Raw genomic sequence first — 10,812 nt, 5'->3', positions numbered from 1 at the left:
CATCCTAAGGTAGCGAAATTCCTTGTCGGGTAAGTTCCGACCTGCACGAATGGCGTAACGACTTCTCGACTGTCTCAACCATAGGCCCGGTGAAATTGCACTACGAGTAAAGATGCTCGTTTCGCGCAGCAGGACGGAAAGACCCCGGGACCTTTACTACAGTTTGATATTGGTGTTCGGTTCGGCTTGTGTAGGATAGGTGGGAGACTTTGAACTCTGGACGCCAGTTCAGGGGGAGTCGTCGTTGAAATACCACTCTGGTCGTGCTGGATGTCTAACCTGGGTCCGTGATCCGGATCAGGGACAGTGTCTGATGGGTAGTTTAACTGGGGCGGTTGCCTCCTAAAGAGTAACGGAGGCGCCCAAAGGTTCCCTCAGCCTGGTTGGTAATCAGGTGTTGAGTGTAAGTGCACAAGGGAGCTTGACTGTGAGACCGACGGGTCGAGCAGGGACGAAAGTCGGGACTAGTGATCCGGCGGTGGCTTGTGGAAGCGCCGTCGCTCAACGGATAAAAGGTACCCCGGGGATAACAGGCTGATCTTCCCCAAGAGTCCATATCGACGGGATGGTTTGGCACCTCGATGTCGGCTCGTCGCATCCTGGGGCTGGAGTCGGTCCCAAGGGTTGGGCTGTTCGCCCATTAAAGCGGTACGCGAGCTGGGTTTAGAACGTCGTGAGACAGTTCGGTCCCTATCCGCTGTGCGCGTAGGAATATTGAGAAGGGCTGTCCCTAGTACGAGAGGACCGGGACGGACGAACCTCTGGTGTGCCAGTTGTCCTGCCAAGGGCATGGCTGGTTGGCTACGTTCGGAAAGGATAACCGCTGAAAGCATCTAAGCGGGAAGCCTGCTTCGAGATGAGTATTCCCACCCCTTGAGGGGTTAAGGCTCCCAGTAGACGACTGGGTTGATAGGCCAGATCTGGAAGCCCGGTAACGGGTGGAGGTGACTGGTACTAATAGGCCGAGGGCTTGTCCTCAGTTGCTCGCGTCCACTGTGTTGGTTCTGAAACCACGAACAACCCCACGTTTGTCACAGAGCGTGGTGCGGTTGACAGTTTCATAGTGTTTCGGTGGTCATAGCGTGAGGGAAACGCCCGGTTACATTCCGAACCCGGAAGCTAAGCCTCACAGCGCCGATGGTACTGCAGGGGGGACCCTGTGGGAGAGTAGGACGCCGCCGAACTATTTTTGAAGAGCTGGTCCCTGAACTTCGGTTCAGGGACCGGCTCTTTTTTGTTTTGCGTCACTTGTCGTTCACGTTGCGCGGCCAACATCCCGTGCCATGGGGACAGTTGCAATGCTGAGGGCCGCCGGTATCGGAACCGGTGACGAGGTCATCGTGCCCGCCTACGGAAACGTCGAGGTCGCGGAGGCCGTCGAACTGGCCGGAGCCAGGCCGGTGTTCGCGGACATAGACCCGGACACATACTGCCTCGCCCCCGCCTCGGTCGAGGCCGGTGTCAGCGCACACACCGCGGCGATCATCGCCGTACACCGCTTCGGGCAGCCGGCCGATGTGGCGCGGCTTCGGGAGATCGGTGGGCGGCGCGGGCTGCTCGTCCTGGAGCAGGGCGAGTCGGAGCAGCCGCACGACGGGCTCGCCAAGCGGCGGGCGCACGCCGGCTATCTGAACGCGCGGCTCAGCGGCGTGCAGACACCCGCCGGGAGCGAGCGGCACACCTACCAGCAGTACGTCGTCCGGGTGCCCGGCAACGGGCGGCCCGACCGTGACGCGTTCGCGCATGCCGTGCGGGCCAGGGGAATTGAGTGTCGCGTGCCGGTGAAGACGCCCGTGCACCGGCTGCCGCGGTTCCGGCGTGACGTCGCGCTGCCGGAGACCGAGCGGGCCGCCGACGAGACTCTGGCGCTGCCCGTCAGTGCCACGCTGTCGCGGCGCGAGCTCCAGAAGGTCGTCTCCGCGTGCAATGCGCTCGGCGGGCTGCTGCAGCCTGCTTTCTGACGCGCAGGCGGGGCGGTTCGAACCGAGCTGAAGTTCGGGTATGCTTTATTTCGTTGCTGCGGGGGAAACCCCGGGAAAGCAACAGGCCCCTATAGCTCAGTCGGTAGAGCGTCTCCATGGTAAGGAGAAGGTCAGCGGTTCGATTCCGCTTGGGGGCTCAGACATAAAGGCCTCCGCCCTTTCGGGCGGGGGCCTTTTGCGTTGGGGCTCTCAGTCCTTCTGGAGTTCCGGGACGCGCATCGTCAGGATGGCCATGTCGTCCGAAGGGGCGTCAGACGCGAAACGCTCGACCGCGCGCATGATGCGAGCAGCCACCGCGCCGGCCGTCAGGCCCGTACAGGTCGTCAGGACGTCAGCCAGGCCGTCGTCGCCGAGCATGCGGGTGCCTTCGCGGCGCTCGGTGATGCCGTCCGTGACGCAGAGGAGGACGTCGCCCGGGTCGAGCGTCATCGTCTGCTCGTAGAGCTCCAGGTCCTCCATGACGCCGAGGAGCGGCTGCGGCTCCGCGTACGGCTCGACCGTGCCGTCCTGGCGCAGGCGCAGGGGGAGCGGGTGGCCGGCGCAAACCATCTTCAGGACCGCCGAGCCGTCCTCCTGCGGCCACAACTCGCCGTAGAGGAGCGTGAGGAAGCGGCTGCGGGCGCCCTCGTCGAGGATCGCGGCGTTCAGGCGCTCCAGGACCGCGGGGCCGCCGAAGCCCTCGCGGGCCAGGAGGCGCAGGGCGTGACGGGCCAGGCCGGTCACTGCCGCGGCCTCGGGGCCCGTACCGCAGACGTCGCCGATGGCGAAGCCGTAGGCGCCGTCGCGGATCGGGAACAGGTCGTAGAAGTCGCCGCCCACCTCGTTGCCCTCGCCGGCCGCGCGGTAGATGACCTCCACCTCGACGCCCGGGATGTTCGGGAGCTCCGGTGGGAGCAGGCTTCGCTGGAGGGACTGGCTGATGGCCATGCGCTCCGAGTAGAGGCGCGCGTTGTCCAGGGCGAGCGCGGCACGGCGGCTCAAGTCCTCGGCCAGTTCCAGGATTTCCTGGCGGAAGTGTTCGTCGGACGGCGTGCCGAGCGTGAGCATGCCGATGACGCGGTTGCGGGCGACCAGGGGGAGGACGACCGTCTCGCCGCCGACCGCGGAGGCCGTCGCGAGGGTTGTGCCGATGCCCGAGCTGACGCTGGCGGGTGCGGCGAGGCCGAGGCTGCGCATCGACGTCCGTAGAGCCGCCTGGTGGGCCGCCTCGCCGGGCGCCGCCCAGACGCGGGCTCCGGGGGTGGGGACCGGGTCGGGCGGGGCGATCTTGGAGAGGAGTGCCTTGAGGCCGTCGATGCGCTCCTCGTCCTCGTGCAGGACGTACGAGAGGTACGGCTCCGAGGACTGGTCGGCGATCGTGTAGACGGCGCACCAGGTGGCGAGCGTCGGGACCGTCATCTGGGCCATCAGGGCCAGCGTCTGGTCGCGGTCGAGGGTGCCGGCGAGGAGGTCGGAGGCCTCGACGAGGAAGCTGAGGGAGCCGCGACGGAGCTTTTCGAGCTCGCCGAGGCGGGCCGACTCGACGGCCAGTGCGATGCGGTCGGCAGCGAACTGGAGGCGCAGAGCCTCCTCGTTCGAGTACCGGTCGGGTGCCTCGGCTGCGACGCCGAGGGAGCCGGTGAGGCGGCCCTCGACCTTGAGCGGGACCGTGACGACCGAGCGCATGCCCGTGCCGTTGAGGAGCGGGACGGCGCCGGGGACGACCGTGAGGTCCTCGTGGACGGCCGGCATGCGGGCCGAGCCGTAGCGGCCGGGCCCCACCTCCACGGGGACGCGGGCGAAGCGCTGGCGGGCCGAGGGAAGGCCTGTGGAGGCGCGGACCTCCAGTTCGGTCTCGTCGTCCGTCGCGAGCAGCAGGAAGGCGGCGTCGCCGTCGAGCATGTCGCGGGCGCGTTCGACCGTGCGCTGGAGCAGGCCGTCGAGGTCGTCGGGGGCGGGTGAGCCGATGAAGACCTGGAACGGGTCGGACGCGTTGCCCTCGGACAGCGTGCCGCTCTCCGAGGTGGTCTGGCCGCGCAGCGGGGTCTGGAGGACGGCGCGCTCGTGGTCGCGTACGAGGAGGCAGACCGTGGAGGGATCGCCGTCGGCGTCGCGGACGCGGAGGTGGGACGCGTAGACGGGCGTCACGCGGCCGTTGGCGCCGCGGATGCCGTAACTGCCCTCCCAGCGCGAGAACTGCAGCGCGTCGGCGATTCCCGTGCTCGTGCCGGGGGTGTGCGGCCAGGCCGCGAAGTCGGTGAGGGGTTTGCCGAGGACCTGTTCGGCGACATATCCGAACAGGTGCTCCGCGTCCTCGCTCCAGGCGGCGACGGCTCCCGTGCGGTCGATCTGGACGACGGCGACCCGGACTCTGCCGTCAGCCAGCGGGAGGAGGTCGGTCGGGAGCGCGGGGCCCGCGGTGCGGGTGCCCACCGAACGCTGGGGAAGGGCGAGTTGGAACCAGACGAGTTTGTGCGTCGGCGTGTAGTCGACGCCCCAGCGGGTGGCGAGGGCCGCGCAGAGCTGGAGGCCGCGGCCGCCCTCGCGGTCGGGGCTGCCCATGTTGATCGCGGACTGCTGGAGCGGGATCTCGCGCTCCGGATAGCGGTCGGCGACCTCGATGCGTACGCCGTCGTCGGTGCGCAGGCACAGGACCTCCGCGGAGGTGCCGGCGTGCACCACGGCGTTCGTCACGAGCTCGCTGGTCAGGACGACCGCGTCGTCGATGATGTCGGGGAAGCCCCACCCCTGGAGGGTGTCGCGCACAAAGGCGCGGGCGGTCGCGACGGACCGCCCGACGGGGTCGAAGGTGGCAGCCGCGCGCGCGGTGATCACAGAACTCCCTGTATCAGTCGTACGAGTCTCGACGCCCAGGTCTCCCGAACTCATGGCGCGGCCGCCCCTCCGATGCCCGTTGTCCTCGTGCCACCGCCCTGGCCGGGCGGACCGGGGTGGGTGGACAGCCGCATGCAAGGTTACTTACCTTCGCCGTCCATGCGGATGCCGGTCGCCAGTGTTTCCGTCCGGAGGGTGTGCGGACGGTGTGCGAAGCTGCCGAACTGTTATGGCCTGGTTCTGCCATGGTGAAACACTGGGCAGGCTTCCGAAGAGAACCCGAGCAATCCGAGCAGTACGGCCGACCCTTGCGGGAGGGACACAGTGGAGTCTGGCGCAGCGTCGCGAGGCACGAATACGCGCGCAAAGGGCGGACAGTCCCTGGCGAAACAGCGTAAACCGCGCAATGGGACCACAGCGGTGGACACCGCTGCCCTGAACAGACTGCTCGCCGGGCTTGTGGCGATGCGGGACGGCAACTTCCGCAAGCGGCTCACGGTGTCGGGCGACGGCCTCATGACCGAGATCGCGGCGGTCTTCAACGAGGTCGCGGACCGGAATCTGCACCTCACCGGCGAGCTGTCGCGGGTGCGGCGGATGGTCGGGCGCGAGGGAAAGCTCACCGAACGGCTCGAGACGGGCGCCTGTGAGGGCTCGTGGGCCGCGGCGATCAACGCCTCGAACGCCCTGGTCGACGACCTCGTACGCCCGGTCTCCGAGGTCGGACGGGTGCTCACGGCGGTCGCGGAGGGCGATCTGTCGCCGCGTATGGAGCTGCGCTCGCAGGTGCCGGACGGCAACGGCCATCCGCTGCGGGGCGAGTTCCTGAAGGTCGGGCGCACCGTCAACAACCTGGTGGACCAGCTGTCGACGTTCACCGACGAGGTCACGCGGGTGGCCAGCGAGGTGGGCACGGAGGGCAAGCTGGGCGGTCAGGCCCGGGTGCGTGGTATGTCTGGTTCGTGGAAGGACCTCACGGATTCGGTCAACACCATGGCGTACCGGCTGACGGCCCAGGTGCGTGACATTGCTCTCGTGACGACAGCCGTGGCGAAGGGCGATCTGTCCCGGAAGGTCACGGTTCACGTCGCGGGCGAGATGCTCGAGCTGAAGAACACCGTCAACACGATGGTGGACCAGCTGTCGTCGTTCTCCTCCGAAGTGACCCGGGTGGCCCGCGAGGTGGGCACGGAGGGCGAGCTCGGCGGCCAGGCGCAGGTGCCGGGTGTGGCGGGTGTGTGGAAGGACCTCACCGATTCCGTAAATCTTATGGCCGGCAACCTGACGGCCCAGGTGCGCGGGATCGCGCAGGTCACGACGGCGGTCGCCAACGGTGATCTGTCGCAGAAGGTGACGGTGTCGGCACGCGGCGAGGTCGCCCAACTCGCCGAGACCATCAACCAGATGACCGAGACGCTGCGCACCTTCGCCGACGAGGTCACGCGCGTGGCCAACGAGGTCGGTGCGGAAGGGCAGCTCGGCGGCCAGGCGAATGTGCCGGGTGCGGCGGGTACGTGGAAGGACCTCACCGATTCGGTGAACACGGTCTTCCGGAATCTGACCACTCAGGTGCGCGACATCGCGACCGTCACGACGGCGGTGGCGAACGGTGATCTCTCGCAGAAGGTGACCGTCGATGTCGCCGGCGAGATGCTCGAACTGAAGAACACCGTCAACACGATGGTCGATCAGCTCTCCGCGTTCGGCTCGGAAGTCACGCGCGTGGCGCGGGAGATCGGTGTCGAGGGTGAGCTGGGCGGCCAGGCGCACGTCCAGGGCGCGGCCGGTACGTGGAAGGACCTGACGGACTCCGTCAACACCGCCTTCCGCAACCTGACGGGCCAGGTCCGCAACATCGCGCAGGTGACGACGGCGGTGGCCAACGGCGACCTGTCGCAGAAGGTCACCGTCGACGTGTCCGGCGAGATGCTCCAGCTGAAGAACACCGTGAACACGATGGTGGACCAGCTGTCCTCGTTCGCCGACCAGGTGACGCGCATGGCGCGCGACGTGGGCACCGAGGGCCGGCTCGGCGGTCAGGCGCGCGTGGACGGCGTGTCCGGCACCTGGAAGGAACTCACCGACTCCGTCAACTTCATGGCGGGGAACCTGACTTCGCAGGTGCGCCAGATCGCGCAGGTGACCACGGCGGTGGCGCGGGGTGACCTGTCGCAGAAGATCGACGTGGACGCGCGCGGCGAGATCCTGGAGCTGAAGAACACCATCAACACGATGGTCGACCAGCTCTCCGCGTTCGCCGACCAGGTGACCCGGGTGGCCCGCGAGGTGGGTACGGAGGGCCGGCTCGGCGGTCAGGCGCAGGTGCCCGGCGTCGCCGGTGTGTGGCGCGACCTGACCGACTCCGTGAACGGCATGGCCGGCAACCTCACCGCCCAGGTGCGCAACATCGCACAGGTCGCCACGGCGGTGGCGCGGGGTGACCTGTCGCAGAAGATCGACGTGGACGCGCGCGGCGAGATCCTGGAGCTGAAGAACACCCTCAACACGATGGTGGACCAGCTCTCGAACTTCGCCGAGCAGGTCACGCGGGTCTCCCGCGAGGTGGGTACGGAGGGCATCCTCGGCGGGCAGGCCGAGGTCCAGGGTGTCTCCGGCACCTGGAAGGACCTCACGCAGTCCGTGAACGGCATGGCCAACAACCTGACCCTTCAGGTGCGCAACATCGCCGAGGTCACCACGGCCGTCGCGCGGGGCGACCTGTCCAAGAAGATCACCGTCGACGCGAAGGGCGAGATCCTCGAACTCGTCACGACCGTCAACACGATGGTGGACCAGCTGTCGTCGTTCGCCGAACAGGTGACCCGCGTGGCCCGCGAGGTGGGTACGGAGGGCCAGCTGGGCGGCCAGGCGCGCGTGCGGGGCGTCACGGGCATCTGGAAGGACCTCAGCGACAACGTCAACCTGATGGCCAACAACCTGACCAGCCAGGTGCGTAACATCTCGCAGGTCGCGACGGCCGTCGCCAACGGAGACCTCACCAAGAAGGTCACGGTCGAGGCGCGCGGTGAGGTCGCGCAGCTCGCCGACACGGTCAACACCATGGTGACGACGCTGAGTTCGTTCGCCGACCAGGTGACCCGGGTGGCCCGCGAGGTGGGCACCGACGGCATCCTCGGCGGGCAGGCCCGCGTACCGGGAGTCTCCGGTACGTGGAAGGACCTCACCGAGTCCGTGAACGGCATGGCGTCGAACCTGACCGGACAGGTCCGCAACATCGCGATGGTCACGACCGCCATCGCCAAGGGCGACCTGACCAAGAAGATCGACATCGACGCCCGCGGCGAGATCCTCGAACTCAAGACGACCATCAACACGATGGTCGACCAGCTGTCCTCGTTCGCCGAGCAGGTGACCAGGGTCGCCCGTGAGGTGGGTACGGAGGGCCAGCTGGGCGGCCAGGCGCGCGTGCGCGACGTCGACGGCACCTGGCGCGACCTGACCGAGTCCGTGAACGAGATGGCCGGGAACCTGACCCGTCAGGTGCGCGCCATCGCGGCCGTCGCCACGGCGGTGACCCGCGGTGACCTGAACCTCAAGATCGACGTCGACGCGGCGGGCGAGATCCAGGTCCTTCAGGACAACATCAACAAGATGATCTCCAACCTGCGCGACACCACGATCGCCAACGAGGAGCAGGACTGGCTGAAGGGCAACCTGGCGCGCATCTCCGGCCTCATGCAGGGCCGCCGCGACCTCGAGGACGTGGCCTCGCTGATCATGAGCGAGCTGACGCCGGTCGTCTCCGCCCAGCACGGCGCGTTCTTCCTGGCGCTGCCGACGGACGAGGCCGAGGCCGGTGGCGCGCCCGAGGACGCGTACGAGCTGCGCATGCTCGGGAGTTACGGCTACTCGATGGGGTCCATGCCGACGTCCTTCCGGCCCGGTGAGACGCTGATCGGGACCGCGGCCCAGGAGAGGCGCGCGATCCTCGTGGAGAACGTGCCGCAGGGCTATCTGAAGATCGCTTCCGGGCTCGGGGAGGCGCCGCCCGCACATGTCATCGTGCTGCCGGTGCTCTTCGAGGGGACGGTCCTCGGTGTGATCGAGCTGGCGACGTTCCAGCCGTTCACGCAGATCCAGAAGGACTTCCTGAACCAGATCGCCGAGATGATCGCGACGAGCGTGAACACCATTTCCGTCAACACGAAGACGGAGGTGCTGCTCAAGCAGTCGCAGGAGCTCACCGAGCAACTGCGTGAGCGTTCCGCCGAGTTGGAGAACCGGCAGAAGGCGCTCCAGGAGTCCAACGCGGAGCTGGAGGAGAAGGCCGAGCTGCTCGCCCAGCAGAACCGCGACATCGAGGTCAAGAACACCGAGATCGAAGAGGCCAGGCAGGTCCTGGAGGAGCGCGCCGAGCAGCTCGCGGTCTCCATGCGGTACAAGTCCGAGTTCCTGGCGAACATGTCGCACGAGCTGCGTACGCCGCTCAACTCCCTGCTGATTCTGGCCAAGTTGCTCGCCGACAACGCGGACTCGAACCTGACCCCGAAGCAGGTCGAGTTCGCCGAGACGATCCATGGCGCCGGTTCCGACCTGCTCCAGCTGATCAACGACATCCTCGACCTGTCGAAGGTCGAGGCGGGCAAGATGGACGTGTCGCCGACCCGCATCGCTCTGGTGCAACTCGTCGACTACGTAGAGGCCACTTTCCGCCCGCTGACCGCGGAGAAGGGCCTCGACTTCTCGGTACGGGTCTCTCCCGAACTGCCCGCGACGCTCCACACGGACGAACAGCGCCTGCTCCAGGTGCTGCGCAACCTGCTGTCCAACGCGGTCAAGTTCACCGACTCCGGAGCCGTCGAACTGGTCATCAGGCCGGCGGGCGCGGACGTGCCCAACGCCATCCGTGAGCAGCTCCTCGAGGCGGGCTCCCTGCGGGAGGCGGACGGCGACCTGATCGCCTTCTCCGTGACCGACACCGGCATCGGCATCGCGGCCAGCAAGATGCGGGTGATCTTCGAGGCGTTCAAGCAGGCCGACGGGACGACGAGCCGCAAGTACGGCGGTACGGGCCTCGGCCTGTCCATCAGCCGTGAGATCGCGCGGCTCCTCGGTGGTGAGATCCACGCGCAGAGCGAGCCGGGCCGTGGCTCCACGTTCACGCTGTACATGCCGCTGCACGCGAGCGAACTGCCGCCGCAGGGCTACCCGCAGCTCGCTCCGTCCATCGAGCCGGGGATGCACGCCGTGCCGATGGAGGGTGCCATGCCGCCCGAGGCGTCGATGCCGCCGGAGGTCAGGTCGTACCAGGACACCCAGCACGGTCCCGCCGCGCTCTTCAGGCGGCGCCGCAGGCAGGTGGCCGCGCCCGAACAGCGACCGGCGCTGCCGGGACAGCCCGGGCAGCAGGCGCCGACGGCGCCCGCGCAGGACCGTGCCCAGGAGCAGTGGGCGGGGACCGGACAGGAAGGGGCGCCGCAGGAGCGCCGCACGTTCCTCTTCGGTGGCGAGAAAGTGCTCATCGTCGACGACGACATCCGTAACGTCTTCGCGCTCACCAGCGTCCTGGAGCAGCACGGTCTGTCCGTGCTGTACGCCGAGAACGGCCGGGAGGGGATCGAGGTCCTCGAACAGCACGACGACGTGACGGTCGTCCTCATGGACATCATGATGCCGGAGATGGACGGCTACGCGACGACGACGGCGATCCGCAGGATGCCGCAGTTCGCCGGGCTGCCGATCATCGCGCTCACGGCGAAGGCGATGAAGGGCGACAGGGAGAAGGCCATCGAGTCCGGGGCCTCCGACTACGTCACGAAGCCGGTCGATCCGGATCATCTGCTTACGGTGATGGAGCAGTGGATGCGCGGGGAGTGACCGGGTAGGTGTGCGTTACTGAGCAGTTGTTGACTGAGTGTGGCCGAAGCCGTGTAGAAGTGCGGTATTCGGGGAACCTTCTGGTCTCCCACTGCGTTTGTGCTACGTGCACAGTGACATCGCGGTGACAGGGTGTGGCGACAGGCGGGGTGCGGCTACCATGACCGGCACAAGGACG

Annotated in this window: 3 protein-coding genes, 1 tRNA gene and 2 rRNA genes (1 of these 6 only partly in view); 5 read left to right on the top strand and 1 reads right to left on the bottom strand. The window is 67.4% G+C overall.

From position 1 onward, the window contains the following. The 4 genes from OG698_RS15655 to OG698_RS15640 form a co-directional block, all read left to right on the top strand. A 23S ribosomal RNA gene (locus OG698_RS15655) occupies positions 1-978 on the top strand; it begins 2,143 nt to the left of the window's first position. An 89-nt stretch (positions 979-1,067) separates the two neighbouring features. Next, positions 1,068-1,184 (top strand): 5S ribosomal RNA (gene rrf, locus OG698_RS15650). Positions 1,185-1,298: 114 nt separating this feature from the next. After that, positions 1,299-1,961 (top strand): DegT/DnrJ/EryC1/StrS family aminotransferase, encoded by a 663-nt coding sequence (locus OG698_RS15645; RefSeq protein ID WP_406111088.1) that lies wholly within the window; start codon positions 1,299-1,301, stop codon positions 1,959-1,961. Positions 1,962-2,046: 85 nt separating this feature from the next. Continuing rightward, positions 2,047-2,119, top strand: a tRNA-Thr gene (locus tag OG698_RS15640). Between the two features lie 52 nt (positions 2,120-2,171). Here OG698_RS15640 and OG698_RS15635 read toward each other — a convergent pair. Then, the gene (locus OG698_RS15635) at positions 2,172-4,850 is read right to left on the bottom strand and encodes a SpoIIE family protein phosphatase (protein ID WP_406103581.1); all 2,679 of its coding nucleotides are present in this window, start codon (positions 4,848-4,850) and stop codon (positions 2,172-2,174) included. Positions 4,851-5,120: 270 nt separating this feature from the next. Here OG698_RS15635 and OG698_RS15630 point away from each other — a divergent pair, with 270 nt between their 5' ends. Beyond that, complete coding sequence (locus tag OG698_RS15630; protein ID WP_406103580.1) at positions 5,121-10,634, top strand: HAMP domain-containing protein; 5,514 nt, start codon at positions 5,121-5,123, stop codon at positions 10,632-10,634. The last annotated feature ends 178 nt before the right edge of the window (positions 10,635-10,812 follow it).

Source organism: Streptomyces sp. NBC_01003 (assembly GCF_045162695.1).
In the GTDB taxonomy this organism is placed as follows: domain Bacteria; phylum Actinomycetota; class Actinomycetes; order Streptomycetales; family Streptomycetaceae; genus Streptomyces.
The sequence above is the reverse complement of the archived record's forward strand: the minus strand, read 5'-3'. Positions and strand labels throughout refer to the sequence as shown.

Coding starts and splice junctions, on each gene's coding strand:
- OG698_RS15645 (WP_406111088.1), top strand. CDS start 1,299: ATGCTGAGGGCCGCCGGTATCGGAACCGGTGACGAGGTCATCGTGCCC.
- OG698_RS15635 (WP_406103581.1), bottom strand. CDS start 4,850: ATGAGTTCGGGAGACCTGGGCGTCGAGACTCGTACGACTGATACAGGG.